This window comes from Pseudomonas sp. IT-P74 (assembly GCF_949768175.1).
In the GTDB taxonomy this organism is placed as follows: Bacteria; Pseudomonadota; Gammaproteobacteria; order Pseudomonadales; family Pseudomonadaceae; genus Aquipseudomonas.
In genome coordinates this window covers 129,913-155,988 of sequence record NZ_CATKQD010000022.1, presented here as the reverse complement: position 1 = coordinate 155,988, position 26,076 = coordinate 129,913, and the positions used below count along the sequence as shown (strand labels likewise).

At 61.4% G+C, this 26,076-nt stretch carries 24 protein-coding genes; 7 read left to right on the top strand and 17 right to left on the bottom strand.

The features are described from left to right. The first annotated feature begins 153 nt into the window (after positions 1-153). The 3 genes from ACM6J5_RS14625 to ACM6J5_RS14615 all read left to right on the top strand — a co-directional run bounded on the left by ACM6J5_RS14625 (position 154) and on the right by ACM6J5_RS14615 (position 2,343). A complete protein-coding gene (locus ACM6J5_RS14625; protein WP_095944793.1) occupies positions 154-594 on the top strand; it encodes a carboxymuconolactone decarboxylase family protein in 441 nt (146 codons plus the stop codon). Positions 595-667: 73 nt separating this feature from the next. Then, positions 668-1,648, top strand: coding sequence for a LysR substrate-binding domain-containing protein (locus tag ACM6J5_RS14620; protein WP_414928812.1), 981 nt, complete (start codon positions 668-670; stop codon positions 1,646-1,648). A gap of 173 nt (positions 1,649-1,821) precedes the next feature. Then, on the top strand, positions 1,822-2,343 hold the full coding sequence (locus tag ACM6J5_RS14615; RefSeq protein ID WP_150672922.1) for a GNAT family N-acetyltransferase: 522 nt from the start codon (positions 1,822-1,824) through the stop codon (positions 2,341-2,343). A 1-nt stretch (position 2,344) separates the two neighbouring features. Here the strand turns inward: ACM6J5_RS14615 and ACM6J5_RS14610 are convergent, their stop codons facing one another. Beyond that, entirely contained in the window at positions 2,345-3,037 is a 693-nt protein-coding gene (locus ACM6J5_RS14610; protein ID WP_414928811.1) for an aspartate/glutamate racemase family protein, read from the bottom strand. A 150-nt stretch (positions 3,038-3,187) separates the two neighbouring features. Here ACM6J5_RS14610 and ACM6J5_RS14605 point away from each other — a divergent pair, with 150 nt between their 5' ends. After that, complete coding sequence (locus tag ACM6J5_RS14605) at positions 3,188-3,682, top strand: hypothetical protein (RefSeq protein ID WP_150724040.1); 495 nt, start codon at positions 3,188-3,190, stop codon at positions 3,680-3,682. 53 nt (positions 3,683-3,735) lie between these two features. Here ACM6J5_RS14605 and ACM6J5_RS14600 read toward each other — a convergent pair whose 3' ends face one another. After that, on the bottom strand, positions 3,736-3,957 hold the full coding sequence (locus tag ACM6J5_RS14600) for a cbb3-type cytochrome c oxidase subunit 3 (protein WP_414928810.1): 222 nt from the start codon (positions 3,955-3,957) through the stop codon (positions 3,736-3,738). Beyond that, positions 3,957-5,384: a cytochrome-c oxidase, cbb3-type subunit I gene (gene ccoN / locus ACM6J5_RS14595; RefSeq protein ID WP_414928809.1), complete on the bottom strand. Its 1,428-nt coding sequence runs from the start codon at positions 5,382-5,384 to the stop codon at positions 3,957-3,959. Before ccoN ends, ACM6J5_RS14600 begins: the two co-directional genes overlap by 1 nt. 239 nt (positions 5,385-5,623) lie before the next feature. Here ccoN and ACM6J5_RS14590 point away from each other — a divergent pair, with 239 nt between their 5' ends. Beyond that, a complete protein-coding gene (locus tag ACM6J5_RS14590) occupies positions 5,624-7,297 on the top strand; it encodes a nitrite/sulfite reductase (RefSeq protein ID WP_414928808.1) in 1,674 nt (557 codons plus the stop codon). Next, positions 7,294-7,776 carry a DUF934 domain-containing protein gene (locus ACM6J5_RS14585; protein ID WP_414928807.1) on the top strand — a complete coding sequence of 161 codons (483 nt, stop codon included), beginning with the start codon at positions 7,294-7,296 and terminating at the stop codon, positions 7,774-7,776. The genes ACM6J5_RS14590 and ACM6J5_RS14585 overlap by 4 nt, the downstream gene beginning before the upstream one ends. A 42-nt stretch (positions 7,777-7,818) precedes the next feature. On the opposite strand, the gene ACM6J5_RS14580 is transcribed toward ACM6J5_RS14585, so the two are convergent. The 14 genes from ACM6J5_RS14580 to ACM6J5_RS14515 all read right to left on the bottom strand — a co-directional run bounded on the left by ACM6J5_RS14580 (position 7,819) and on the right by ACM6J5_RS14515 (position 25,163). Beyond that, entirely contained in the window at positions 7,819-8,319 is a 501-nt protein-coding gene (locus ACM6J5_RS14580; RefSeq protein WP_414928806.1) for a hypothetical protein, read from the bottom strand. Positions 8,320-8,648: 329 nt separating this feature from the next. Further along, the gene (locus tag ACM6J5_RS14575) at positions 8,649-11,009 is read right to left on the bottom strand and encodes a tetratricopeptide repeat protein (protein WP_414928805.1); all 2,361 of its coding nucleotides are present in this window, start codon (positions 11,007-11,009) and stop codon (positions 8,649-8,651) included. A gap of 210 nt (positions 11,010-11,219) precedes the next feature. Further along, the gene (locus tag ACM6J5_RS14570; RefSeq protein WP_414928804.1) at positions 11,220-13,733 is read right to left on the bottom strand and encodes a fused MFS/spermidine synthase; all 2,514 of its coding nucleotides are present in this window, start codon (positions 13,731-13,733) and stop codon (positions 11,220-11,222) included. 183 nt (positions 13,734-13,916) lie between these two features. Next, positions 13,917-15,491: an arylsulfatase gene (locus ACM6J5_RS14565; RefSeq protein ID WP_414928803.1), complete on the bottom strand. Its 1,575-nt coding sequence runs from the start codon at positions 15,489-15,491 to the stop codon at positions 13,917-13,919. A gap of 73 nt (positions 15,492-15,564) precedes the next feature. After that, positions 15,565-16,593 carry an HAD family hydrolase gene (locus ACM6J5_RS14560; RefSeq protein WP_095944782.1) on the bottom strand — a complete coding sequence of 343 codons (1,029 nt, stop codon included), beginning with the start codon at positions 16,591-16,593 and terminating at the stop codon, positions 15,565-15,567. After that, positions 16,590-18,017, bottom strand: coding sequence for a hypothetical protein (locus ACM6J5_RS14555; RefSeq protein ID WP_414928802.1), 1,428 nt, complete (start codon positions 18,015-18,017; stop codon positions 16,590-16,592). Before ACM6J5_RS14555 ends, ACM6J5_RS14560 begins: the two co-directional genes overlap by 4 nt. After that, positions 18,014-19,594, bottom strand: a complete 1,581-nt coding sequence (locus tag ACM6J5_RS14550) for a VWA domain-containing protein (RefSeq protein WP_414928801.1) — start codon at positions 19,592-19,594, stop codon at positions 18,014-18,016. The genes ACM6J5_RS14555 and ACM6J5_RS14550 overlap by 4 nt, the downstream gene beginning before the upstream one ends. Position 19,595: 1 nt before the next feature. Continuing rightward, positions 19,596-20,588: a vWA domain-containing protein gene (locus tag ACM6J5_RS14545; protein WP_414928800.1), complete on the bottom strand. Its 993-nt coding sequence runs from the start codon at positions 20,586-20,588 to the stop codon at positions 19,596-19,598. Further along, complete coding sequence (locus ACM6J5_RS14540; protein WP_414928799.1) at positions 20,575-21,159, bottom strand: DUF4381 domain-containing protein; 585 nt, start codon at positions 21,157-21,159, stop codon at positions 20,575-20,577. Before ACM6J5_RS14540 ends, ACM6J5_RS14545 begins: the two co-directional genes overlap by 14 nt. Further along, positions 21,156-22,100 (bottom strand): DUF58 domain-containing protein, encoded by a 945-nt coding sequence (locus ACM6J5_RS14535; protein ID WP_371918282.1) that lies wholly within the window; start codon positions 22,098-22,100, stop codon positions 21,156-21,158. Before ACM6J5_RS14535 ends, ACM6J5_RS14540 begins: the two co-directional genes overlap by 4 nt. Next, on the bottom strand, positions 22,100-23,080 hold the full coding sequence (locus tag ACM6J5_RS14530) for an AAA family ATPase (protein WP_414928798.1): 981 nt from the start codon (positions 23,078-23,080) through the stop codon (positions 22,100-22,102). Before ACM6J5_RS14530 ends, ACM6J5_RS14535 begins: the two co-directional genes overlap by 1 nt. Positions 23,081-23,088: 8 nt before the next feature. After that, positions 23,089-24,039 (bottom strand): transporter, encoded by a 951-nt coding sequence (locus tag ACM6J5_RS14525; protein WP_414928797.1) that lies wholly within the window; start codon positions 24,037-24,039, stop codon positions 23,089-23,091. Between the two features lie 15 nt (positions 24,040-24,054). Further along, positions 24,055-24,372, bottom strand: a complete 318-nt coding sequence (locus ACM6J5_RS14520) for a hypothetical protein (RefSeq protein ID WP_414928796.1) — start codon at positions 24,370-24,372, stop codon at positions 24,055-24,057. A 365-nt stretch (positions 24,373-24,737) separates the two neighbouring features. Further along, the gene (locus tag ACM6J5_RS14515) at positions 24,738-25,163 is read right to left on the bottom strand and encodes a YciI family protein (protein ID WP_414928795.1); all 426 of its coding nucleotides are present in this window, start codon (positions 25,161-25,163) and stop codon (positions 24,738-24,740) included. Between the two features lie 410 nt (positions 25,164-25,573). On the opposite strand from ACM6J5_RS14515, the gene tpx reads away from it, so the two are divergent. After that, positions 25,574-26,074, top strand: coding sequence for a thiol peroxidase (gene tpx, locus ACM6J5_RS14510; RefSeq protein ID WP_414928794.1), 501 nt, complete (start codon positions 25,574-25,576; stop codon positions 26,072-26,074). Positions 26,075-26,076: the final 2 nt, after the last annotated feature.

Genomic DNA, 26,076 nt, shown 5'->3' with positions numbered 1-26,076 from the left:
CTTATCCGCTTGCAGTACAGAAGTTGTGCAGTGGAAAAACCGTCAATTGGTCTGGTGGCGCTGGTCACCGGGGAAATCGCCTGATTGGATCTGTCATGCTTGCGCGCCAGCGACTACCGTGAAAATCACCTCACGGTTGCACGAGATCGCTCCATGAACCCCCGTCTGGATTACTACAGCGCGTCCCCCAAGGCGATGAAAGCCATGATCGCCATGGAGGCCCTGACCAGCAGCCTGAGCATCGAGCAGGGCCTGCTGCACCTGATCAAGATTCGTGCTTCGCAGCTCAACGGCTGTGCCTTTTGCACCGACATGCACTCGGTGGATGCACGACGCCTGGGCGAAAGCGACCGGCGCCTGTATTCCATTGTGGTCTGGCGCGACAGTAACTTTTTCAACCCCCGGGAAAGAGCCGCGCTGGCCTGGACCGAGGCGGTCACCTTGCTCTCCGAAAGCCATGTGCCCGACGATGTCTACGTCCAGACCCGGGACCAGTTCAGTGAAAGCGAACTGGTCGACCTGACCATCGCCGTCACCACCATCAACAGCTGGAATCGCCTGGCCGTAAGCTTCCGGCAGACACCCAGCGCCTGAGTCTTTGTCACAGCAGCTTCATGAAGGATCCGCAGGATGGACCTGTCAGTGTCCGATCGACAGGGAGTCCTCGATGTCAGTCATGGAAATCTGCACCCAACAGGGTGCTGCCGAGTATCGTGTAGCCATCGATAAAAACGCGTCATGGCGCCAGTTGGCAGCGGGTATCGACCCCGAACTGGCGCTGTGTTTCACCGTCAGCGCCCGTTGCGGTTGCTTCATGCAGGCCGCCCGCAGTCTCAACATCAAGGCCACCCGTCTGCGCAGGCAACTGGTGCTGCTGGAAACGCAGTTGCAGTGTTCGCTGTTCAACCATTCTGACAATGGATTCAGCCTCAGCCGCGATGGCTTGCGCTTGCACGCACAATTGATCGCCCTGGCCCATGAACGCAATTTGCCGGTGATCGAGCAACCGTTGATTCGCCTGGCCGTGGCGGATTCGATCCTGCATGACATTCTCGGACGCGACCTGGTTGCACTGCTGCGGCGCAACGCCAGCGTTCGGCTGGACATCATCACGCTCGACAGCGAAATGTCATTGCAGGCGATCAGCGCCGACGTCGTGGTGTGGCTGGGCGAGACCGGATCGCCGTTACCGGGACCAAGCTTTGCCACCACCGAACCCCGGCGCCTGGCGCCACTCGATTACCTTCCGCACATTGCCAAGCGCTACTCGCGGGTTGCCTCCAGGCCGGAATGCCTGGATGACCTGGCCGATTTTCTCCTGGTGCAATGGCGGCAGGACGGCCATGTCGAAAGTTTCCGGCCATGGAATGCACTGGTGGACCAGCGCCTGGCGGGGGCGGTGCAACTGCAATCCTACGGGCTGATGCTGGAGATGATCCGATGCAGCGCCTGCATCGGCCTGCTGCCGCACTACATGAGCCACTTCGACCGCGGGCTGATTGCCTTGCCGGGCCTGTTTGACCAACCCATGCGGCGTCAGGTGTGGATGGCGGTCAACGCCGATTCCGGGGACGACGCGCAGGTACGGATGATCGTCGAATTGATCGAAAACACCTTCAGCGAGCGCCGGGAGTGGTTCGAAAGCTGAGTGCAATCTGACTGTGGGAGCGAGCCTGCTCGCGAATGCGGTTGTCCAGACACCTTCAATGTTGAATGTGATGACGCCTTCGCGAGCAGGCTCGCTCCCACATTGGTTCTCGCCACGGCCGAAGGTAGCGTTATAGAGTGAACGGCCATGTCTGCTTCAAGGATGATTCACCCATGCCAACCCCCGAGCCTGTCATTACCCTCGAACGCTTCAACGAATCTCATATCGAAGGCATTGCCGCGTTGTACAACGATCCGGCAATCGCCCGCCAAACCCTGCAAATGCCGTTTCAACCCACTGAACTCTGGCGCAGTCGCCTGGCACTGGATAACGAACGCCTGGTGAAAGTGGTGGCCCTGCATCAAGGGACGGTCGTCGGCAACATTGGCCTGGAGCAGTTCTCACGCATTCGTCGCAGCCATGCCGGCAGTTTCGGCATGGGCGTTGCGGTGGCGTGGCAGGGCAAAGGCGTAGGGTCGAAGTTGCTCGCAACGGCATTGGATATTGCCGATAACTGGATGAATCTGCAGCGCATCGAGCTGTCGGTATATGCCGACAACGAAGCGGCCATTGCCCTGTACCGCAAGTTCGGCTTCGAAACCGAGGGCCTGTTCCGTGATTACGCCGTGCGCGACGGCGTACTGGTGGACACCTTGAGCATGGCGCGCCTGCGTCGTACGCCCAGGGCCGGTTGAGTCAGTCGCCCAGGGCGAACGCCACCGCAGCTTGCGCATGCAGCTCGGTGGTGTCGAGCAAGGGTAGGGCGCTGTGTTCGGGTTTGATCAGCAGGCCAATCTCTGTGCAGCCGAGGATGATCGCTTGGGCGCCGCGCTGCTCCAGCGAAGCGATGACCTGCTGATACACCCGGCGCGAAGTTTCGCTGATGACGCCGACGCATAACTCGTCGTAGATGATCCGGTGCACGGCCTGGCGCTCCCCGGCCTCCGGCACCAACACGGTCAAGCCCCGGGCGGCGAGGCGTTCCTTGAGGAAGTCCTGTTCCATGGTGAACGCGGTGCCCAGCAAGCCCACTATCAATGCATCGGCCTCGACCGCGGCCTGAGCGGCCGGATCGGCGATGTGCAGGAAGGGAATGTCGATGGCCGCCTGAATCTGCCCGGCGACCTTGTGCATGGTGTTGGTGCATAACACCACGCAATCGGCGCCGCCCGCCTGCAAGCGCTGCGCGGCATCCACCAGGATCAGCGCCGCATCGTCCCAGCGACCGGCGTGCTGGGCCTGTTCGACTGGACCGAAGTCGACGCTGTACATGAGCAATTTCGCCGAACGCAACGGCCCGAGGCGCTCGCGTACCTGCTGGTTGATCAGGCGGTAATACTCGGCGCTGGACTCCCAGCTCATGCCGCCGATCAGGCCGATGGTGCGCATATCGTGCTCCGTTTGTCAGGTGAAGTGCGCACCTACAGTGCCCGCGATTACGCGACGGTGCAAACTGTCGTCAGGTTTTAGTCGTACGCAGCGTTCGGGCATCTGCCATGCTCCAGGTCCGCAACACCGGTCTATTCAGGGAACACCGCTATGGACGATGTACAGCAACTGGGCGAAATGCTTCGCCACTATGCCGAAAGCGAAGCGCACAAAAAGCAAGTGTTCGAGTCGCAATCGGCCGAGTGGGCGAAGCGCATTGGTGCGCTGTTCGATCAGATCCAGCAGTGGCTGGAACCGGTCAAGGCACCTGACCTGCTCGAAGTGAACCGCGAAGTGTATGTCGCGTCGGGGCCGAGTGTTCCGGTGGAGACCTCTCCATTCAAGACCGAAAAGCTGAGCATCCTGATCGCTGGCAAACCGGTGGAATTCGTCCCGGAGGTGATGGGTGTCGGCGGGCAGATTTCCGTGGCGGTGATGGGCTTTACAGCAGCACGTTATGGCAGCGTGTCACTGGTGTGCCTGCCGCCATCCACTAGCTGGCAGTGGCGCAAGACCAATGGCTTGAAAGACCCGGACACTTTTGAGTTCGATGCAAACTTCCTGGCGCAACAACTGCAAAGCCTGATTCCCCGGGAGCGTACCTGAAATCTCGACATACAACCCTGTGGGAGCTTGCTCCCGCAGTAATCGGTGCTACATCAAATATCCAGGGTTCCCCAATCCGGTTTCGCCTCTCGCGGCGGCAGTGTTCTAACGGTTTTCCCGGTCGCCAATTCCACCCGCCGCGCCACTTCCGGGTCATCCGCAAACGGGATCAGGCTCGCATCGTCCAGGCTCTCAGCGGTCTGGTGGCGCAGACAATACTCGATGGCGAACCACAAAAATGCCACACCCAGAATGTTCAATATGACTTCAATCATCAGGCTAACCGCGCCTCGCGTTCGGCCATCGCCACGTCCGTTACCCGCACCGTGCGCCACACGTTGTAGGCCATCAGCAGCATTCCGCTGAGGAAGAACACCCCGCCGGCAAAGCGCACGACGAATCCCGGATGGCTGGCCTGCAAGGCTTCGACGAAGGAGTAGGTCAGCGTGCCGTCATCGTTGATCGCGCGCCACATCAGGCCCTGGGTGATGCCGTTGACCCACATCGAGGCGATGTACAGCACGGTGCCGATGGTCGCCAGCCAAAAGTGCAGGTTGATCAGCGGCGTGCTGTGCATCTGATCGCGTCCGAATACCTTCGGCACCATGTGATAGGTCGCACCGAAGGTAATCATCGCCACCCAGCCCAGCGCCCCGGCGTGCACGTGGCCGATGGTCCAGTCGGTATAGTGGGAGAGGGCGTTGACGGTCTTGATCGCCATCATCGGCCCTTCGAAGGTCGACATGCCGTAGAAGGCCAGGGACAGCACCAGGAAACGCAGGATCGGGTCGGTGCGCAACTTATGCCAGGCACCGGACAGAGTCATCATACCGTTGATCATCCCGCCCCAACTCGGCGCCAGCAGGATCAGCGACATGGCCATGCCCAGCGACTGCGCCCAGTCCGGCAGCGCGGTGTAGTGCAAGTGGTGCGGCCCGGCCCAGATGTACAGGGTGATCAGCGCCCAGAAGTGCACAATCGACAGGCGATAGGAATACACCGGCCGGCCCACCTGTTTCGGCACGAAGTAATACATCATCCCCAGGAAACCGGTGGTCAGGAAAAAGCCCACGGCGTTGTGCCCGTACCACCATTGCACCATGGCGTCGGTGGCCCCGGAATACACCGGATAGGACTTGAACCAGTCGACTGGAATCGACAGGTGATTGACCACGTGGAGCATGGCGATGACCACGATGAATGCACCGAAGAACCAGTTGCCGACATAGATGTGTCTGGTCTTGCGTTGCACTACGGTCGTGAAGAACACCACGGCGTATGCAATCCAGACCACGGTCATCCACACCGCGCCGGAGAATTCGATTTCGGCGTATTCCTTGGTGGTGGTGTAGCCCAGCGGCAGGGTGATCAGCATCACCACAATCACCGACTGCCAGCCCCAGAACGTGAAGGCGGCGAGTGTGTCCGAGAACAGCCGCACCTGGCAGGTACGCTGCACCGCGTAATAGCTGGCGGCGAATTGCGCGCTGCCGGCGAAACCGAAAATCACCAGGCTGGTGTGCAGCGGGCGCAAGCGGCCGAAGGTGGTCCACGGCAGGTCCAGGTTCATCTGCGGCCACACCAGTTGCGAGGCGATCCACACGCCCATCGCCATCCCCACGACGCCCCAGATCACGGTCGCCACGATGAATTGGCGGACGACCTTGTAGTTATAGGCCTGTCCGATAGTTGTTGTGCTCATGATCGATGCTTCCACGGTTGCAATGACGTGCACTGTAAAAACCGTGGCGAAAACAAAACAGGCTCAGGAATATTTCATTTGTGCGGATCAGATAAGTTGCGCTGCTGCAGCGATCTTGCGCGCTCTGATACGGTTTTTAACGATTCAGGTGAATCTGTAACACGCTGCACCGCTGGCGCATAGTCGCTCTTATGAACGAGCCACAGAGCCCGATGCCCCGCAATCCTGATGAGGTAGCTATGTATCAATACGATGATTACGATCGGGCACTGGTGCTCGAACGGGTTGCGCAGTTTCGCGATCAGGTCGAGCGCTTCATGGCCGGTGAGCTGAGCGAAGAAGAGTTCCTGCCGTTGCGCCTGCAGAACGGCCTGTACATGCAAAAGCACGCCTACATGCTGCGGGTGGCGATTCCCTACGGCACGCTGAGTGCCCGGCAGATGCGTACGTTGGCGAGCATCGCCCGGGATTACGATCGCGGCTACGGCCATTTCACCACCCGGCAGAACATGCAGTTCAACTGGATCGAACTGGCTCAGGTGCCGGACATCCTCGAACGCCTGGCCGAGGTGGAAATGCATGCGATCCAGACCTCCGGCAACTGCGTGCGCAACATCACCACCGAAGCCTTTGCCGGGGTTGCGGCCGACGAAATGATTGACCCGCGACCGTTGGCGGAAATTCTGCGGCAGTGGTCGACCATCAACCCGGAATTCCTGTTCCTGCCGCGCAAGTTCAAGATCGCCATCTGCTCGGCCGAGCAGGACCGCGCGGCGATCATGATGCATGACATCGGCCTTTATCTTTACCCGGGTTCCGACGGACACATGCTCCTGCGAGTCATGGTGGGCGGCGGCCTGGGGCGCACGCCGATCCTCGGCTTGCAGATCCGCGAAGGCTTGCCGTGGCAGCACCTGCTGTCTTACGTAGAGGCGGTGCTGCGGGTGTATAACCGCCATGGCCGGCGGGACAACAAGTACAAGGCGCGAATCAAGATTCTGGTCAAAGCCTTGGGCATCGAGGCCTTCGCCCGGGAAGTGGAGCAAGAGTGGCAGTACCTCAAGGACGGCCCGGCGCAACTGACCCTTGACGAGTTCGAGCGTGTGGCCAGTGCGTTCGTCGCACCGCCATATCGTGATCTGTCCGACACCCATCTCGATTTCGGCACGCACCTGGCCAAAAACCCGGCGTTCGCTCGTTGGGTGCAGCGTAACGTGCAGCCGCACAAAATATCGGGCTATGCCAGCGTGGTGTTGTCGACCAAGCCCGGCAGCGCTGCGCCACCGGGGGATGTCACTACCGGACAGATGGAGGCGGTGGCCGAGTGGTCCGAACGCTTCGGCTTCGGTGAAATCCGCATTGCCCATGAGCAGAATATCGTCCTTCCTGACGTGTCCAAGGCCGATCTGTTCACCCTGTGGCGCCTGGCCTGCGGACACAATCTGGGCAGTGCCAACGCCGGATTGCTTACCGACATCATCGCCTGCCCCGGTGGCGACTTCTGCGCGCTGGCCAACGCCAAGTCGATCCCCATCGCCAAGGCTATTGCCGCACGCTTCGAAGATCTCGACTACCTGCACGACCTGGGCGAAATCAGCCTCAATATCTCCGGCTGCATGAATGCCTGCGGTCACCATCACATCGGCAACATCGGCATTCTGGGGGTCGATAAGAATGGCGCCGAGTGGTACCAGATCACCCTCGGCGGCACCCAGGGCAAGCACAGCGCGTTGGGCAAGGTCATTGGCCCGTCCTTCAGCGCTGCCGAAGTGCCCGAGGTGATCGAGCGCATCATCGACACCTTTGTGCGTTATCGCGAGAGCGAAGAACTGTTCGTCGACGCCTTCCAACGGATCGGGCTAGAGCCGTTCAAGGAGGCGGTCTATGCGAAAGTGCTGGAGGTGTCGGCATGAACAATCTGTTGCGGCTGGAAGAGGGCATGACGCGGATTGTCGCGGATGATCCGTGGAAGCTCGTGCGCGACCCGCAAGCACCGCTGCCCGTGGGTGCCGCGATTCTGCCGCTGAGCCGTTGGCTGGAAAACCCGTCGCAAAGCGGCGTGTGGCTGGGGCCGGACGATGAAGTGGAAAGCCTTCAGCCATGGTTTGCCCAACTGCCCTTGATCGCCCTGGATTTCCCGAGCTTTCGCGATGGCCGCGGGTACAGCCAGGCGTATCTGCTGCGCACGCGATTGGGCTGGGCCGGCGAGTTGCGCGCCATCGGCGATGTCTTGCGCGATCAACTCAGCCACATGCGCCAATGCGGTTTCGACAGCTTTGCCGTGCGTGAAGACAAATCCGCAGAAGATGCATTGAAGGGATTGGCGGGGATGAGCGTGTTGTACGGGCGTTCGGTGATTGAGCCGCGGCCGTTGTTTCGTCGCAGGGGCTAGACAAAAGGGCGCATCCCGAACGGCGGAATGTGCCGGGTGCTCTCAGTTGATGCGAACCAGTGTCGCGCGCTCGATTGGCGACAGCTGATCGATTTCCAGCAGTGTCAGGTTTTTTGGTGTTTCGCCGGCCACCGGACTGCCGAGGTTACCTGCGGCGTCTTCGGGAAGTTTGTACATGGCGCCAGTCAGTGGATCGACTACCAGCATGCCGATCAACCCGCCAATCAGGATGTTGCCCCAGTACCAGCCGCTCATGCTGGTATCCAGAGTGGTACTGGCATCGGCATAACCCTCTTTCTTGAAGGTGATGGTGTAGGCCTCACCCTTGAAGTAGCCACGACCGGAAGGAAGCGTCACGGTGTTGGGCGTGGAGCCGTTATGTACGACGACACCGGCTTTGTTGGTAATGGTGAAGTTGGCGCCGCTAGGCGTGCTCGATACGTTCACCGGGTATTTGCTGTCACCGACGATGCTTGCACAGCCCGAAGTCAGGAGTGCTGTGGTCAGGGCTGTAACGGTGAACAGCTTGCGGAGAGCTTCCATGGTTGATCCTTGCGAACGGTCATTGCCGTCATTGGCCGAGGCGTGCTTCATGTCGCCTCGAAATGTAATGGGGGAGAGGTTTTTCAAGCGCCGCGAACCTTATCACTAGTGGCGTAGTGACATCACTAAAAATCTAAGGGGTTCGCGTTGTTTGCTGACCGATACAGGGCAAACGGGGAGGGGACATGCCTGGGATGGGCGTTGCTCGCACGGCCGTCTTCGCGGGCACGCCTGCACCCACAGGGTTAGCGTCGTATGCAGATTCAGTCGACGACGCTAACCCTGTGGGAGCAGGACTGACCGTGAAGGGGCGTCCGGTTCAGCCCCGATCATTTCAACGCCGGATCCCCCCTGTTCATTTTCTTCCAGCCCTGCAACAGCACCTGCGCCTTGGGCTCCTGCCCGTTGTCCAGGTAGTACTGGATCAACGACAAGCGGGCATTGCGGTTCGCCGGTTGTTCTTTCAACAGCCGTTCCAGTTCTGCGCACGCCTGGTCAATCTTGCCGCTGTCATGCAGGGCCACCGCCAGCACATAGCCGAACTGTCCGCTCTGTGGTTCCAGTTGCGCGGCCTTGCGCAGGTACGGCAAGGCTTGAGCGGCCTGGCCCGCACGAATCAGCGCCAGGCCCTGGGTGTGTTGCAGCAGACCTGAGTCGGGGTGGTCCTTGAGGCTTTGCGCCAGCAGGGCATGAGCTTCCTGACGGCGACCGTTGGCCTCCAGCCATTGCACCAGGGTGACCAGCGCCGGGTAGAAGTCCGGATCGCGCTGCAGGGCGGTACGCAGCAACGCTTCGACTTCCGCGCTGCGGCCATCAGCCTGATAGAGCATGGCCAGGTTCAGGTTGGCCTCGGCGCGCTCGGCCAGACTTTTTTGCACCGCCTCGTACTCGGCGATGGCGGCATTCCAGCTGTCCTGGGCGGTGCCCAGGCCATTGCGTGCCACGCTGAGCAGGTCCCGGGCGACGGCGATGCGCACGGCCCGCACCGGGTCTCTCAGCAACGGCGTCAGCAATGGCGCGCGCTCCGCTGGCGGCAGGAAGGCGCTGACCACTCGCACCGCGCTCTCGCGGACTTGCGGCGCCGGGTTACCCAAGTCCTTGGTGGCCAGTTTCAACGCCTGTTCGCTCGGGTATGCCGGCAGCTCGGCCAGCAGCGTCGCCCGCTGAATCGCCGGCAGGTTGCTGCGTTGCAGTTGCTCGAACAATGCCTCGCCAGCGCCGGCCTGACCATTGCGAATCAGCCACAGGCTTTCGTCGTAGCGCGGGGCCTGTACCACGCTGGCGTTGGCGGTGTTCCACAGCTTGAACTGCTCGGTGACCTTGTCGCCGGCCTTGCCTTGGTGACAAGTCAGGCAAGCGTCAGGCGTCCCCAGTTTTTTCGCCCGCTCGGGGTTGGGAATACTGAAACTGTGGTCATGCCGCAAGTCGTTGCCCATGTAGAACTTGCCGGGCATGTGGCAATCCACGCACTGCGAACCCGGTTGGCCCAGGGTGTGGCGAGTGTGTTCGATGGCGTCGTAGTTTTTCGCTAGCAGGCCCTTGCCGTCGACACCTTCCACAGTGGTTTTGCCGGCGGTGTTGTGGCATTGCAGGCACACTCCGTTGCCAGGCGCTTTCAGCTGAGTGCTGTGGGGGTTGTGGCAGTCGCTGCAACGCACGCCCTTGTCGAACATTTTGCTCTGGGCAAAGGAGCCGTGTTCGAACACTTCATCCTTGATCTTGCCGTCCAGCGCGTACAACTCGCGGGTCAGGACGCTCGGCAGGTAGTCGTCCATCAGCCGCTTGCCGACCGTGTAGCCATCGTCCAGCGGCGCACGACGCGAGTGGCAGCGGGCGCAGGTTTCGATTTCGACGGTGGCGTTCTTGTCCTTGAGATCGACGGCAAAGCCGGCATGGATCAGGTCGGTTTTCTTCGCGGCCCATTCCAGGTGACTGGACGCCGGGCCATGGCAGGCCTGACAGCCGACGCCGAGGCTGTTCCAGTGGCTGTCGAAGGTGTTTTTCGCCGCATCGAAATTGCGCTTGTAGCCGGTGGTGTGGCACTCGACGCACATGAAGTTGGCGTTCTGGCTCGGCTTGCTCCAGTGCAGCGGGTTCTTGAAGGTGACGCCCTGGCCCGGATAGAGGTGAAACCAGCGGTGCTTCTCGGTATCCCAGGCCACCGCAAGAGCCTGCAAGCGGCCTTCGCCGACCTCGATCAGGTATTGCTGCAAGGGGGCGATGCCAAAGGTGTAGGCCACTTTGAAATCGGCATTCTTGCCATCGATTCCCGGCGTGTTGACCCAGAATTCGTCGCCTTTGCGCGAGAACACCGTGGTCTCTTTCTCGGCCTTGAAGGTGACGTTGTTGAAGTCGCCGAGCAGGGTGTCCGCGTTGGCTTGCTGCATCGCCAGTTGGTGATGGGAGCCTTGCCAGTCCTTGACCTGCTCGCCGTGGCAGCCCTGGCATTGTTGCTCATCGACCATTTTCGCAGGCGCGGCAGCGACCGGTTGCGGTTTGGCCGGTTGCACGGCAGGGGCGCTGACGGGAACTGACTTGAGCGGCGTCGATGTACCGCCCAGCAAAAACCAGCCAATACCCGCCACTGCCAGCAGCAGGATGCCGATGGTGACAGGGAACAGGTAACGGTTGATCAGGGTCGGTTGCGAATCAGGGTTTGGGATTGCAGCTTTATTTTTATGGTTCGGCATTACGACTTCCATGGTCCAGGTGCGATTGCCTTGCGGCGCGCGATGAAGCTCGATTCAGCTTTGCCGGATGGTCGGCGTCTGTCAAATGGCAGATGCTGTGAAGCTGATGTCCCCATCGCGAGCAAGCTCGCTCCCACACTGGATCTGTGAGCGCCACAAGTCCCCTGTGGGAGCGAGCCTGCTCGCGATGGCGGCCGCCAAGGCGCCCAATCACTCCCCGACAAACCACCGGTAATACGGATTCCCGGAATCCCAACGCATCACCTCGCGCATATCCCTGGCCCAGGCGTCACGGTCGCCGTCGTAGGCATGCAGGCTCGCCCGATAGAACTGCATCAGGCGTTGTTGCTGGGTGTTCATGCGCTCGATGAACCCGGCGTCGGCGTTCAACACGGCTGGCGGCTGGTGCAGGTCGAGCAGGGCGGGCAACACGCGGCTGATCTCTTTCGACCGAACCCAGGGCGCGTATTCGATCCTGGGCTGATCGTCCGTCACCGGTTGCGCATCGCCAGCGAAGCGTTCGAGCCCTCCACGGTCAGTCACCCAGGTGGCGAGCAACGCCGCGGCCGAACCGACGCCGACATCCTGCAAGGTGCCGCGAACACTGTCTTGCTGGAAGCGTGCGTTGATCTTTGCCACATCCAGTTCAATCGGCTCCATCGAACCCACCAGCAGCATCTCGTGGAATTCGCTGGTCCACAGGGTCGCGTACGGGTACACGTCGAGGAAGCTGCGCACCAGTGAGCGCGAGTCGTCGATGTTCTGCGTCGGTAGCGGCAGCCATTGGGCGACCAGGCCTTGTTTGTGCAACCGGCTGGCGGCCAGTTGGTAGAAGTCCCGGGAATACAGGTTGACAACGCCGGCAGCGGAGGGCGGTGGCGGCTCGAGGGTGATCAGGTCGTAGCGCTGCGGATTGCGCAGCAGTTCCTGGCGACCGTCACGCGAGCGCACATCGACCCCCGGATCGGTCGCGGCATTGAAATTGCCCTTGAACAAGGGGGCCGCCTTGACCACCGAAGGCAGCAGTTCGGCGACCACGCGATGTTCCAGACCGGGGTAGCGGGTCAGGGCACCCGCGGTGATACCGGTACCGAACCCGATCACCAGTGCCGAACGCGGCTCACCGTTGTGAATCAACAGGGGCAACAGCGCCTGGATCCGCATGTAGCGCAGGGACGGCATGGCATCGCCGGTATTGGACACGCCCTGAATGTACAAGCGCTGGAACGCTCTTTCGCCCTTGCCCTGGGTGACCACGGCGACGGTTCCGCCACGGCCTTCTTCGTAGAACGTCAGCGTGCCATTGCGCGCCCCCGGCAGCAGGCTGGCCAGCTTGTTGACCGGCGTGAACACGGCAAGTGCCAGCGACACCAGGCCGATGGCAACCACTGCCTGGCGTCGGCCTTTTTTCACGCCATGACCCTTGCGTACGGCGAGGTAGGCGATACCGGCGGCGATCATCGCCAGCAGTCCAAGGGTTCGCACCAGACCGAGCATCGGGATCAGGACAAAGCCGCAGAGCATCACCCCGATGATCCCGCCAAGGGTATTGAATGCGACGACTTCGCCGACGTTGCGCCCCACCCGTTCGCCGCCGACACTCAAGCGCAGGGCCAAGGGGAACGCCGCACCGAGCAACAGGGTCGGTACAAACACGATGCTCAAGGCGGCCACCGCAAACCGCGTGCTCATGCCCGCCAGCTCACTGCCGCCCAATGACAATACCCAGGATTCGACCAGGGTCTGGGCGAGCACCAGCCAGCGTCCGAGCAACGCCACTTCCAGCAAGGCAATCGCTCCGGCTGCGGCAATCAGCAAACCGAACACCCCCCAGGGATCGCGCAGACGATCGACTCGACGGGCCAGCAGCATGCTGCCCAGGAACAACCCGGTGAGGTAAGTCGCCAGCACCACCGCAAAGGCGTAGGTGCGGGTGCTCATGAATTGCACGATCGATTGCGACCACACCACTTCGTAGCCCAGGGCCACGCCACCGGCAATGGAGTACAGCCACAGGGCCAGGCGGTCGGGGGTTTTTTCAGTGTGATGTTTCACCGGGGCATCGACGGTTGCCACGCGCCGGCGCTGAAACCACAAGGCTCCCGCGGCGGCCAGAAGGTTCAGCATGGCGGCGGCCAGTGCGCTGCCGCGCACGCCGAGGGTGGCGATCAGCACGAACGCGGCGAGCAGGGTGCCGGCAATGGCCCCGGCGGTGTTCGCCGCATACAGTTGCCCGCCGGCCTTGCCCAGGTGTTGCGGGTCAGTGGCCAGGGAGCGAACCAGCACCGGCAAGGTGCCACCCATCAACAGCGCGGGAATGCCCACCAGCGCGAACGGCAGCACCCAGGCCAGCAAACCTACGTGTGCTTCCAGCCAGGCAAAGGGGCTGGCCGCCAGACTCATGGCAAAGGTCGCGGCGACGCCGAGTACCGCCACCAGCACTTCCAGCCCGGCGTAGAGCACAACCGGTTGCTGCATCCGGTCCGCCCAGCGGCCGAACAGCAAGCCGCCCAGGGCCAGCCCGGCAAAGAACGCGCTGATCCCGGTGGTGATGGCATAGACCTCGACGCCCACCACCAGCGACAGCTGCTTGATCCACAGCACCTGGTACACCAGCGCGGCGGCGCCGGAGACAAACAGAAGCAGGGCGGGGATCAACAGCGCCGGGGAGGCGACTTGAGGGGCAGGTATGGCCGACGACTTGCTGGCGACACGTGAGGTCATTGCGGATTGCCTTGTTCCAATTCGAAATTGCCTGTGACCGCACCGGCCCTTCGCGAGCAGGCTCGCTCCCACATTTGCAATGCTGTCCCTGTGGGAGCGAGCCTGCTCGCGAATGAAGTCGATGCGGTCCCGGATCGAAAATAAGTCCGCTCGCCAGTGAAGGCGAGCGGCGGTCCAGCGGTCTTACTGTGCAGCTTTCATTTTTTCAGCGATTTTGGCGTCTACCGCAGCACGGATCTGGTCGATGCTGAAGCTCGCCGGTTTCTGGCTAGGCGGGTATTCGATGAAGGTTTGCAGGAACGCCGCCGACTTGCCAACTGCTTGCGCAGTCAGGTAGACGTTCTTGGTTTGCCAATCGTAGTACTGGTCAGAAACAATGTCGGCTCGCTCATACGGGTCCATCCGCAGATTGAAGGTCTTCGGTACGCGCAAGCATACGAATGGTTCGCTCCAGACCTTGAAACCGCCCGGTGCGCGCTGTTCGCAGAACACGGCTTTCCAGTTGCCGAAGCGCATCGAAACCAGCACGCCGTCATCGTTGAAGTAGTAAAACTCCTTGCGCTCACCCTTTGGCGCCTGGCCAGTCAGGTAAGGCAGTTGGTTGTAGCCGTCCAGGTGCACCTTGAAGTTGGTGCCACCGGAAGTCGGCGCCCAGCCCTTGAGCAGCTTGTTTTTCACATCGGTTTCGCCCGCTGCGGCGAGCAGCGTGGGGAACCAGTCCATGCCCGAGAACATCTCGTTGGACACTTCACCGGCCTTGATCTTGCCCGGCCAGCGGACCATAGCCGGCACTCGGTAGGCACCTTCCCAGTTGGAGTTCTTCTCGTTACGGAACGGCGTGGTCGCCGCGTCCGGCCAGGAGAACTGGTTCGGGCCGTTGTCGGTGGTGTAGACGACGATGGTGTTGTCGGTGATTTTCAGGTCATCGAGGGTTTTCAGCAGTTTGCCGACGTCGCCGTCGTGCTCGAGCATGCCATCGGCGTAATCGTTGCCGGGCATGCCGCTCTGGCCCTTCATCGATTCACGCACGTGGGTGAACAAGTGCATGCGGGTGGTGTTCATCCAGACGAAGAACGGCTTGTCCGCCTTGGCCTGTTTCTCGATGAACGCTTGCGCGGCGGCGGTGGTTTCGTCGTCGATGGTTTCCATGCGCTTGGTGTTCAGCGGGCCGGTGTCCTCGATTTTCCCATCGGCAAAGCTGTGGATCACACCGCGCGGCGAGTAGGCCTTGACGAACGCGGGGTCGTCCTTGGGCCAGTACGGACGCTCAGGCTCTTCTTCGGCGTTGAGGTGGTACAGGTTGCCGAAGAATTCGTCGAAACCGTGGTTGGTCGGCAGGTATTCATCCTTGTCGCCCAGGTGGTTCTTGCCGAACTGGCCGGTCGCGTAGCCCTGGGACTTGAGTGCCTGGGCGATGGTGATGTCACGCTTTTGCAAACCGACCGGTGCGCCAGGCACGCCAACTTTCGATAGCCCGGTACGCAGTGGCGTCTGCCCGGTGATGAAGGAAGACCGTCCTGCGGTGCAGCTGTTCTCCGCATAGTAGTCGGTGAACATCATGCCTTCTTTGGCGATGCGGTCGATGTTCGGGGTCTTGTAGCCGACCACGCCCATGGAATAGGCGCTGACGTTGGTCTGGCCGATATCGTCGCCGAAGATCACCAGGATGTTGGGTTTGTCAGCGGCATTCGCCGCCATTGCCATGACCGTTGTCGCCATCAGGGCGAGTTTCGGTATCCACTTACGTATGCGAGTCATCTGACTGGCTCCTTATGCTCACTTGCGTCGCGTACAGCGACAAACGTTTATTGCGGTCCTGCATGACGTCTTTTTATTGCGCTTGCTCGGGAGTGGCGGCATCGAACGGGTAGATCCGACGCCATTCGGAGGCCATGTCGACGACCGTCCAGCCGCGTTTGTTTGCTTCGTCCAGGGCCTTGTCCAGACGACCGATCTGCGACTGCCGGTCGTAAGCCCATTCACGTTTGGCGTCGGTGTGATGCACCAGGCCCATGAAGCGTTTGCCGGGACCGGCGGCGGTCCACTGGAGCATTTGCAGGTCGCCGTCGGAGTTGCCGAAGGCGAGGATTGGCCGGCGCCCGATCACCGCGTCGATGCTGACCGGTTTGCCCGGGCCATCGTCGTTGTGGGCCAGTTTCGGTGTGCGCAGGATCGACGCCTTGCCATCCTTGTAATCAAAGGTGGTCACGAAGGTCGTGCCGATCACCTGCTCGGGCGGAACGCCATAGACCTTCTCGGCGAAGGCGCGCATGAACCCGGTGTCGCCGCCGGAGACGATGTAGGTCTTGAAGTCCTTGCCGCGCAGGTAGTCGAGCATCTCCAGCATCGGCTGGAAGATCATCTCGGTATAGGGCTTGCCGGTTTTCGGGTGGCGGGCCTGGCTCAGCCAGGTCTTGGCGTAGTCATCGAAGGCTTCGGTGGTCATCCCGGTGTGGGTGGCACCGAAAATTTTCATCATGCCTTCAAGGCCACTGGCAGCCAGGGCCTTGTGATCGTTTTCCAGCACGGCCTGGAAGGGCTGGGTGGTTTTCCATTCCGGGTGCTGCGATGCGGTGCGCTTGACTTCCTCGAGGGCGAACAGCAACTCGAAGTACATCGGTTGCTCGCTCCACAGGGTGCCGTCGTTGTCGAACACGGCAATGCGGTCCTCGGGCCTGACGAAGTCCTTGCTGTTTTGATCGGTGACCGTCTGCACGAACTCGATGATCTGCTTTTTCGACGGCCCGTCGTTCCAGGAGGGCAGCGGCTCGGCCGCCTGCACCAGCAGCGGCAGGCTCAAGGCCAGGGTCAGCAGGAAACTGAATGCGCGATGATGGCGTTGAGATATCGAATTCGTCATGGCAAGTCCTTGTCGTGAACAGGATTGAGTGGATGCAGTGCGCAAGAGACTGATTCTCTGTTGCGTCCGGCCTGACTATGCAGCGTAGACAAGGATTCCCCGATTTGGCGAAGTGCCTGTTCTTTGTCCGGTTCGCGGCCATAACAGGCCCGCAGGAAGGTTTGCAGGCGCGAGCCGAGGCCGGTCAGTTTCAGGCCGTGGTGGCTGCGTCGGGTCCACAGGTACAGGGCGCTGAGTTGCGCCGGATTGCCTTCGATCTGCGCCGGGATCTGCCGCCACGCGTAGTCGGCGGACTCGAGCCAAGCGTTGTGCCGGGCGTGGCGTCGGGCTTGCCACTTGAGGTGCGCGCGGTGCACGAGCGGGCGACTGAACCAACCGAGTGCCACCACCGCCAAAACCAGTGCCAATAGTCCGAACCAGTGCCCGGAAAGGTGCAGGCGATTCTGCTGGCCGAGTTTTTTCAGGTCTTCGGCGATTGAAAATACCGGCTTGTAGGCGCCGTTTGCGGTCGCTTCGAAAGTCACGGCAGGCACCGTGGCCGTGCGGGTTTGCTGGCTGCTGGCATCCCACCATTTCAGTTCAACGGATGGCAGGCGGTAGTGGCCTTCGGTGTCGATTCGATAAGTCATGCTGTCGATGCGTTGGCCGCCATTGAAGTGGCCCCGACCGTCATCCAGATTGCGGATTTGCGGAGTTTTCGGGTAGCGACTCAGGCCCTTGATATCGTCCAGTGCCGGTGTCGGCAGTGACATGGCCAGTGCACCGTCGGCCTGCAAGGTCAGCTCCCGGGTGATGCTGTCGCCGACCTTGAGCGGCGTGGCCGAGTGGGTGGTCTTCTGGGTAAAACGCAGCCCTTGGGCCACCAGCACTGCCTCGCCGGGCTGGAACCCCGGTGGTTGCGCGGCGCTGAAATGCAAAGGCTGGCTTTGGGCGCTGAGTGCGTGGCTGGCCTGGCCCGGTGTGGCGTGTACCGTCAGTGCCGGAATGTCGAAGCCCTGGGCCTGGTTCGGGGTGATCAGGTAGCTGTAGCGCATGCCGCTGAAGGATTGGCCTTCGATGGTCTGATTGATGTGCTCGGCATGGCCGTCCGGTGGCATCACCAAGGCGCCGGGCAGTTTCAGGTCGGGCAGGGTGGGGGCGCTGGTGAACCAGGCGTCGGTGAAGACATCGAGTTGCAATCTGACCAGGCTGCCGACCATGACGGGGGTGGCGGGTTGCAGGGTGGCCTGTACCTTCAACTGCGGGTCGGCAGCGAATGTGTTGAGGCTGACCAGGCCAATGAGCAGGGCGCCGAGTGTTGTGGTGATTGATCTGGCGCCTTCGCGAGCAGGCTCGCTCCTACATTTGATCCTGGCGCACCGCAAATCCTCTGTAGGAGCGAGCCTGCTCGCGATGGCAGCGACTCGGTCTTGAAGGCTGATCATGGTTTAGCCCCCGCCTGATCCTGCAGACTGAATTTCTGCTTGAGGAATTTCGCCGGCGATGTGGTGAGGTTCTGCAACCATTGCTCATCCGAGGCCGCTTGCTGGGTCTCCACCTTTTTGCTTTGGCCTTTACCCGGCGCCTTGTCCATCATGATTTCGTCGGGTTTGACCTCTGGCGTGTTTTTCTCGGCGCTTTCAGTGTCCTTGTCCAAGGCTATGGCCAACGCCAGGTTGGCCGAAGCTTGCGGGAACTGCGGTTGCAATTTCAACGCCTGGGTATAGGACGCGATGGCCTGATCGAACTTGAACCGGCGCACGTAGATGTTGCCCAGGTAGAAATACGCCTGCGGTGTATCGAGCCGCGCGAAGCTGGCCAGTGCCAGGTCGAAATCGGCCGCGTTATAGGCGGCCACGCCTTTCCAGTACGGATCGACGAACAGCGCCGCCGCCTGAGGGTAGTGCTCATGTTCGAAAGCCCAGCGACCTTGCTGGTCGCGGGTGAAAAAGGCATCGGTCAGCGCGTTGGCCTGGGCCGGCGCCGGTTGCAGGCCCAGGCCCACCGCCAGCAGCAGTGCGGCCATCCAGTTCAGGCTCCAGCCCCTGCGTACGCTGAAAAAGGCGATCAGCAACAGCGGCCAGCACAGCCAGTAACCGGCGTCCTTCCAGTGCAGTTCGCGCTGTTCGTCACTGGCTGACTGGAAATGCTGCTCGGCGTGCAGTTCGATCCAGTCCAGATCGTCATCGTTGAGGGTCAGGCTGCCCAGCGGCGCATCCATCGCCGAGGCCAGCTGCTTGAGGGCGTCCTGATCGAAGCTGCCCATTTTCGGGCGACCGTTGCTGTCGGTGCGTGGCTGGCCGCTGGCATCGCGGATGATCCCGCCGTCGCTGCTGCCAGCCGCCAGTATCAGCACTTGCAGCGCACTGTTTGCCAGTTGCTTGTCCAGCCCGGCCAGTGCCGAGGTGTCGGCGCCATCGGTGATCAGCAGCAGGGTGCCGGGTGTTTTCTCGGCGGCGAGCAGGCGCTTGGCCTGATCGATGACCGCGCTGACATTTTTCCCCGGTTTGTTGATCAGGTCGGTGCTCAGGGCCTGAATGAACGTATCGAGCAGCGCCGGGTCGTCGGTGGCGGGCAACACCAGGTGCGCGCTGCCGGCGTAGGCAATCAGGGCGTTGCGTGAACCGGCGCGGCGCTGGATCAAGTCATGGAGCTTGTGCTTGACCGCTTCCAGGCGACTGGGTGGAACATCGCCGGCGTCCATGGAGGGTGACAGGTCGATGGCGATGATCAGCGGCGCACGGTTTTCCAGAAAGTCCGGCCGGTCCTGCTCCCAGGTCGGCCCGGCGGCGGCGATGGCGCCCAGCACCAGCAGCGCACACACCAGATGTACCGGACGCAGGCGTTGCCGGTCCTGCGGGGTGATCAGCAGATGCGGCAGCAGGTGCGCGGCGATGTTGCTGCGCAAGCGCCGTTGCAGGTCCTGGTTGCGCCGCCACAGCAATGGCAGAAAAGCACCGAACACCGCGAGCAACAGCCACAGGGGGCGCAGGAAATGGAAGTCGCTGAGGTTGATGTCCATGTCAGGCCTCCTGCCGTTGACGGGTGAGCATCAGCCGTGGAAGCAGCAGGGCGCCCAGGTGATAAAGCGCGAGCAGGGCGATGGACGCGCCCAGCGGCCACCAGAACAGATCGCGTTTGGGCTGGTGGCTGAGGGTTTTCACCTGATGCGGAGTCAGTTTGTCGAGGGTGCTGTAGACCTGATCCAGGGCATTGCGGTCTTCGGCGCGGAAGAAGCGTCCGCCCGTGGCTTGGGCAATGTCCTGCAAGCCTTGCAGGTTGACCTTGGCTTCGCCCTCGGCATTCGGCTCGCCGATGCCGATGGTGTGAATCACCACGCCTTTGGCCGCGGCCATGGCGGCCGCATGATCCGGGGTGATGGCGCTGCTGGTGTCGTTACCGTCGGTGAGCAGGATCAGCACTTTTTCCTGCTCGTGGGCCTGGTCCAGCAGTTTCAGGCTCAGGCCGATGGCGTCGCCGATGGCCGTGTTGGGGCCGGCCATGCCGATGCCGGTGTCGTCCAGCAGCAGAGACAGGCTGGCGTGGTCGAGGGTCAACGGCGCCTGCGGATAGGCACCTGTGCCGAACACGATCAGTCCGATTCGATCGTCTTTACGTTTGTCGATGAACCCGTGCACCACTTCCTTGACCGCGGCCAGGCGATCGATCTTCTGGCCATTGGCGTCGGTGAAATCGGTGGTTTCCATCGACTGGGAAATGTCGATGGCCAACATCAGGTCCCGCACCGGCTGCTGGCGTTCGATGGGTTTTTCCACGAGCACCGGCCTGCTCGCCGCCACCAGCAACAGCGTCCAGACTAGCAGGTTCAGGAGCAATTGCCAGCGGTTGCCGCGGGTGCCGGCCTGGCTCGGGGCCTGGCCGACCGCACGGCTCATCGCCCCGAAAAACGGTACACGCACAGCGCTGCGCGCCTCGCGGTAATCGGGCAAGTAGCGATAGCCGAACCACGGCAGCGGCAGCAGGATCAGCAACCAGGGGTAATCAAGCTGCCACATGATGACGCTCCACCCAGGTTTTGCAGGTGCTGAACAGCTGCTGGCGCTGCTCGTTGGGCATGGCCCGCAATGTGGCGTCGGGGGCGTAGGCCAGCAGCGAGAGTTGTTGGCTCAGGTCGGCGGGTAGCGGCTGTTTACTGTGCCGCTGCAAAAATGCCTGCCAATCCTCTTTCCCCAATGCCGCAGGAAGTCCCTGTGGGAGCGAGCCTGCTCGCGAATGCGTCGTATCAGACGCCATCGACGTTGAATGTAGGGCCCTCTTCGCGAGCAGGCTCGCTCCCACAGGTTTCGCGTTAGGCATAGAGAGCGCCACGCGCTTGAGCAGTTCGGGAAGCTCGCGCAATGCGCTCAGGTCATTGCTGCGCTGTTGCAGTTCCTCCAGGCGCACCAACGCCTCGCGCCGATAGCGATCGCGCCGCCATTGGCAGTAGCGCCGTGCGCCGGTCACGACCAGCGTAACGATCAGCAGTGCCAGCAACGCCCACCAACCCCAGGTTTGCGGTGCATAACTGACCGGCGCCGGCAGTGCCATTTCCTTGAGTTGGTCGATGCTCGGGATAGAGGGGTTCATCGGCGCCCTCCGGCAAACTTGCCGAGTTCGGCGCGCAGTTGTTCGTGGGCTTCTGTCGCCGTGCTGAACATCATCAACGGCACCTGGCTGCGGCGCAGCAGGGTAGCGACGTCCTTGAGGCGTCCGCTGAGGAAATCCCCGAGCGGCTGATGCACTTGCTGCCGATCCACCGCCAGTTCCACCTGCAATTGCCCTTGGGTGATCAGCAAACGACCGTTTTTCGGCAGGTTCAGCGCCAGCGGGTCGTACACCTGCATGGCAATCACATCGTTGTGGGCCGCCAGTTGTCGCATCAGTTGCAAGGTGCGTTCGCCGGCCCCGGCGAAGTCGCTGACGATGCAGATCAGGTGATCGTGACCGGCCACCGCCAGGCAATGCTGCAGGACCTTGTCGAGCTGGTCTTCGCCTTCGGCGTCCGGATTGGCGGCATTGAGTGCCTGGTTCTGCCGGGCGATGCGGCTGCACAGCGCTTCGATCCGTTTGCGGCTGCGCAGCGGGGCGATGCTGTCGATGCGTTGATCGTTGAAGACCAGTCCACCGACGCGGTCGCCGGCGTTGAACACCATCCACGCCGCCAGGGCGCCGAGTTCTGCGGCGACGGCGGATTTGAAGCTGCGTTGCGAGCCAAAGAACATCGACATGCGCTGGTCTACGAGGATCAGGGCCGGGCGGTCGCGCTCTTCGGTGAATGTCCGTACCACCGGTTTGCCGGTGCGCAGGGACGCGCGCCAGTCGAGATGACGCAAATCGTCTCCCGGCTGATAGCGGCGCAGTTCATCGAAGTTCAGGCCCCGGCCACGCAAACGCGAGGCGTGGTTGCCGGCCAGGATGCTGCCCTGGGGCTGACGCGCCAGAAAACTCAGGTCACGGGCCTTGAACTCCAGGGCCATCAATTGCGCCAGGGAGACATACACCAGTCCGTCCGCGCTGTTCATGGACATCAGGCCGGAATCGCCACTTTATCGAGCAGACGGTCGAGCACCTGATCGGCGCTCACACCATCGGCCACCGCGTCGTAGCTCAGTTGCAGACGATGGCGCAGTACCGGGTGCACCATGGCGCGGACGTTGTCAGGCGATACGAAATCCTGGCCCTGCAACCAGGCGTCGGCCCGGGCACAACGGTCCAGGCCGATGCCGCCGCGCGGACTGGCGCCGATGCTGATCCAGCGCCCGAGGTCGGCGTCGTAATCGGCCGGGTGGCGAGTGGCGTTGATCAGGTCGATCAGGTAGCGGTCGATGGCCGGGGAGACGTGTACCGCGCTGACTTCACGGCGCGCGGCGAACACCACGTCCTGAGACAACGAGAAGCCCTGCACGGCGGCAGTTTTGGCGCCGAGGGCCTGTTCTTCTTCGCGCAGCAGGCGCAGCACCTGGCTTTCGTTTTCGGCGCTCGGATAATCGAGTAGCACCTTCATCAGGAAGCGGTCCATCTGCGCTTCCGGCAGCGGATACGTGCCTTCCTGTTCGATCGGGTTCTGGGTGGCGACCACGATGAACAGGTCCGGCAGCGCATGGCTGTTGCCGGCCACGGTGATCTGGCGTTCTTCCATGGCTTCGAGCAACGCCGCCTGGACCTTGGCCGGCGCACGGTTGATTTCGTCGGCGAGGATCAGGTTGCCGAACAGGGGACCTGGCTGGAAGCGGATTTCGTTCTGACCCTCGACCTGATGCAGCACCTCGGCGCCGGTGATGTCCGACGGCAGCAAGTCCGGGGTGAACTGGATGCGGCTCATCTTTGCGTCCAGGTGTCTGGCCAGTGATTTGACCGTGCGGGTCTTGGCCAGGCCGGGCAGGCTTTCGAGGAGCAAATGCCCGTTGGCCAGCAAGCCGACGAGCATCTGCCGGATCACCTGGTCCTGGCCGAGCACCGCTTCGGCGATGCTGGCTTGCAGGGCGTTGAGGTCGTTGAGTGCGCTCATGGGTTCTCCTAGAAAAACGCCAGGGTCATGTTGACGCTGATGCCATTGCCTTCAGGGCGGTTCTTGGTGTCGAACTCCGGCACCCAGCGCGCGTTGAAGTTGGCCTGGGCGTCGGCGAATTTGCCGGTCCAGCCCACTGTCGGGCCGGCGCCCACGGAACGACCGCGGAAACCGCTGTCGGCACCGGCCCCCGAGTCATCAGTAACTTGCTGGATGTAACCGGCGGCGATACCGGCGTTCCAGCCGTTGCCAAAGCCGTGGGTCCATAACGCATCGAGGGTGTAGATGTTGCCGTTGCGATAATCGGTGGCATCGTTCTCGGTGTAGAACTCCAGGCCGCTCGACAGCGTGAATTCGCCGCCCTTGCCGTCCAGATGAGTGAACGCCACGGTCGGCATGAAGGTGTAATTGTTCTGCCCGGGGTTGGCCAGGCGATCGTCGTTGTAGGCGCCGGTGGGCACGTAGATCGGCAGCGAGAACGATATGTGATTGAGTTCGTCGAAGTGATAGCCGGCGGCAATCGGCGTCACCAGCATGTCGGCGAACTGCGTGCCAGTGTCGGAAGAGCCTAGTGTTCTGCCTCGGGGACCGGTGATGTTGGCCGTGATGTCGGTGTACTGCACCGGAACGCCAACGGCCGATGCATAGTTCCAGCGACCCTTGCCGGTGTCCCAGACATGGGTGAAGTTGGCCATGGTGTAGGAAACCTTCATGTCCAGCCCGGTACTGGTGGCCCCCACCAAAGGCACCTGGGCGTTGCCCTTGAGGTCGCCGTCGTACCAGATGCTGGTCAGGGACATGACCCAGCCGGGTTCCGGCGGCACGATCCCGGCATTGGAGAACACTTGCTGGCCGGTGATCGGCCGTCCGACACCACCTTCAGCCGCCAGTACCAACGGGCTGCCGCTGACCATGCACAGCGCCAACAACAGGGGGCGCACTACGAAAGGCCTGATCATGACTGACTCCACTTGTTATTTTTGATTGACGGGCTTCAGCAGCGGCATTTTCCATTCGCCGTTGCTGACTTCAGCTTCTGGCAAATACCAGCGTTCATGGATAGCTTCTTTATGGCCTGGGCGGGTTAGTGCGGCGATTGCTCGGCGAACACATCGAGCGCGTGGTGCGTACGCAAACCGGATGGAATGGAGCACAGAAAAGGAGGGCGTATCAGTCGAGAGCCTTGCGGCGTGCGACAGGTTGGACGGGGTGTTGGGGTGTGCCCGGGTATAAAGGCAAGGCGTATGCAGACTCACCAAAAAAAAGGCGCGCATCTCCATATTTTTCGACATGATTCCCCCGATTCCCTGGTGGCTCATTGGATACTCGGCCTTATTTTTGGCCGTTACTCCGTAATCCCTTTCTGAACGAGCCGTAGGACGCGTCAGATAGAGTTAAGCATCTAAATATGAGTTAGCCAGTCGAATGAGTTAATTCTTTCGTTTTGTGTGCAGGTTCTCGTTGTTTTTTTGTGTACTAAGAAGTTAATACGAAACAAGGGGTTGCCGTCTGAAGGTGATCTGTCGGGGGAGGATGGTGGCTAGGGGTGTAGGCAATATCCCGCAGGGACAGAGCGTGCTTGCGACTGAGGTTTGCAACCAGTAAACAGGGGCGACTGATCGGCACTATCCCGAGCAGGCTCGCCCCAGCCGGGGATTCAGTTTTTCTTCGCCTGCTCCCACACACGCTCTTCCTGCTCGCGCAGTTCCGGCGTGAACTCGGCACCAAAATCTTCGGCTTCAAACACCTGACGAATCTCGATCTCGGCCTCGGTGCCCGGCATCGGGTTGGGGCAGCGCTTGACCCATTCGATGGCTTCTTCTTTGGACTTCACTTTCCACAACCAGAAACCGGCGATCAGTTCCTTGGTTTCGATGAAGGGGCCGTCGATTACCGTATGTTTGTCACCGGAAAATTTTACCCGTGCGCCCTTGCTGCTCGGGTGCAGGCCTTCGCCCGCGAGCATGATGCCGGCCTTGACCAGTTCCTCGTTGTAGTTGCCCATGGCCGCCAGCAGTTCCTGGCTGGGCATGACGCCGGCTTCGGAATCCTGGCTGGCCTTGATGATGATCATGAATCGCATGGTGTCGTCTCCGTTGCAGTTGAGTGGCTCGATTTATAGTCGAACGACGGTGGAGCAATTCGACAGAGTGTTAACAAAAGTTTTCGCCGATGACGTGTCACGTGCCTTTCGTCATGAACATCGGGTGGCGGCGGGTGAGGGCGTACTCTGTACTTTTGCCGACTTGTTCGGCTAACACACAAACCCTGTGGGAGCGAGCTTGCTCGCGATGGCGTCAGATCAGTCGCCCGCGATGTTGAATGACATTGCGCTTTCGCGAGCAGGCTCGCTGCCACGGGTTTGTGGGTTGTATCCAGTTTTGTATCTTGTTACATGACAATTCATGTTTGGCCATAGGTCGCAGGACAATTTCATGGTTAACTTCGGCCTCGTCAAAATTCTCCACCACAACGTTCAGAAGGACTCCGTTCATGGCTCAAGTCACCCTTAAAGGCAACCCGGTTCAAGTCAACGGCCAACTGCCACAAGCCGGTTCCAAGGCGCCAGCCTTTTCCCTGGTTGCCGGCAATCTGTCCGACGTCACCCTGAAAGACTTTGCCGGCAAGCGCAAAGTGCTGAACATCTTCCCAAGCGTTGACACCCCGACCTGCGCGACCTCGGTGCGCAAGTTCAACGCCCAGGCCAGCGACGTGGCCAACACTGTCGTACTGTGCATCTCCGCTGACCTGCCGTTCGCCCAAGCCCGCTTCTGTGGCGCCGAAGGCCTGGAAAACGTACAGAACCTGTCGACCCTGCGCGGTGCCGAGTTCATCCAGGACTACGGCGTTGCCATCGCCGACGGCCCGCTCAAAGGCCTGACCGCCCGTGCCGTGGTGGTTCTGGACGAGAACGACAACGTGCTGCACAGCGAGCTGGTTGGCGAAATCGCTGACGAGCCGAACTATGAAGCGGCACTTGCTGTTCTGAAATAAGC

Coding starts and splice junctions, on each gene's coding strand:
- ACM6J5_RS14565 (WP_414928803.1), bottom strand. CDS start 15,491: ATGACTCGCATACGTAAGTGGATACCGAAACTCGCCCTGATGGCGACA.
- ACM6J5_RS14555 (WP_414928802.1), bottom strand. CDS start 18,017: ATGATCAGCCTTCAAGACCGAGTCGCTGCCATCGCGAGCAGGCTCGCT.
- ACM6J5_RS14590 (WP_414928808.1), top strand. CDS start 5,624: ATGTATCAATACGATGATTACGATCGGGCACTGGTGCTCGAACGGGTT.
- ACM6J5_RS14540 (WP_414928799.1), bottom strand. CDS start 21,159: ATGAACCCCTCTATCCCGAGCATCGACCAACTCAAGGAAATGGCACTG.
- ACM6J5_RS14585 (WP_414928807.1), top strand. CDS start 7,294: ATGAACAATCTGTTGCGGCTGGAAGAGGGCATGACGCGGATTGTCGCG.
- ACM6J5_RS14600 (WP_414928810.1), bottom strand. CDS start 3,957: ATGATTGAAGTCATATTGAACATTCTGGGTGTGGCATTTTTGTGGTTC.
- ACM6J5_RS14610 (WP_414928811.1), bottom strand. CDS start 3,037: ATGCGCACCATCGGCCTGATCGGCGGCATGAGCTGGGAGTCCAGCGCC.
- ACM6J5_RS14520 (WP_414928796.1), bottom strand. CDS start 24,372: ATGTCGAAAAATATGGAGATGCGCGCCTTTTTTTTGGTGAGTCTGCAT.
- tpx (WP_414928794.1), top strand. CDS start 25,574: ATGGCTCAAGTCACCCTTAAAGGCAACCCGGTTCAAGTCAACGGCCAA.
- ACM6J5_RS14525 (WP_414928797.1), bottom strand. CDS start 24,039: ATGATCAGGCCTTTCGTAGTGCGCCCCCTGTTGTTGGCGCTGTGCATG.
- ccoN (WP_414928809.1), bottom strand. CDS start 5,384: ATGAGCACAACAACTATCGGACAGGCCTATAACTACAAGGTCGTCCGC.
- ACM6J5_RS14530 (WP_414928798.1), bottom strand. CDS start 23,080: ATGAGCGCACTCAACGACCTCAACGCCCTGCAAGCCAGCATCGCCGAA.
- ACM6J5_RS14535 (WP_371918282.1), bottom strand. CDS start 22,100: ATGTCCATGAACAGCGCGGACGGACTGGTGTATGTCTCCCTGGCGCAA.
- ACM6J5_RS14570 (WP_414928804.1), bottom strand. CDS start 13,733: ATGACCTCACGTGTCGCCAGCAAGTCGTCGGCCATACCTGCCCCTCAA.
- ACM6J5_RS14515 (WP_414928795.1), bottom strand. CDS start 25,163: ATGCGATTCATGATCATCATCAAGGCCAGCCAGGATTCCGAAGCCGGC.
- ACM6J5_RS14560 (WP_095944782.1), bottom strand. CDS start 16,593: ATGACGAATTCGATATCTCAACGCCATCATCGCGCATTCAGTTTCCTG.
- ACM6J5_RS14575 (WP_414928805.1), bottom strand. CDS start 11,009: ATGCCGAACCATAAAAATAAAGCTGCAATCCCAAACCCTGATTCGCAA.
- ACM6J5_RS14550 (WP_414928801.1), bottom strand. CDS start 19,594: ATGGACATCAACCTCAGCGACTTCCATTTCCTGCGCCCCCTGTGGCTG.
- ACM6J5_RS14605 (WP_150724040.1), top strand. CDS start 3,188: ATGGACGATGTACAGCAACTGGGCGAAATGCTTCGCCACTATGCCGAA.
- ACM6J5_RS14545 (WP_414928800.1), bottom strand. CDS start 20,588: ATGTGGCAGCTTGATTACCCCTGGTTGCTGATCCTGCTGCCGCTGCCG.
- ACM6J5_RS14625 (WP_095944793.1), top strand. CDS start 154: ATGAACCCCCGTCTGGATTACTACAGCGCGTCCCCCAAGGCGATGAAA.
- ACM6J5_RS14615 (WP_150672922.1), top strand. CDS start 1,822: ATGCCAACCCCCGAGCCTGTCATTACCCTCGAACGCTTCAACGAATCT.
- ACM6J5_RS14620 (WP_414928812.1), top strand. CDS start 668: ATGTCAGTCATGGAAATCTGCACCCAACAGGGTGCTGCCGAGTATCGT.
- ACM6J5_RS14580 (WP_414928806.1), bottom strand. CDS start 8,319: ATGGAAGCTCTCCGCAAGCTGTTCACCGTTACAGCCCTGACCACAGCA.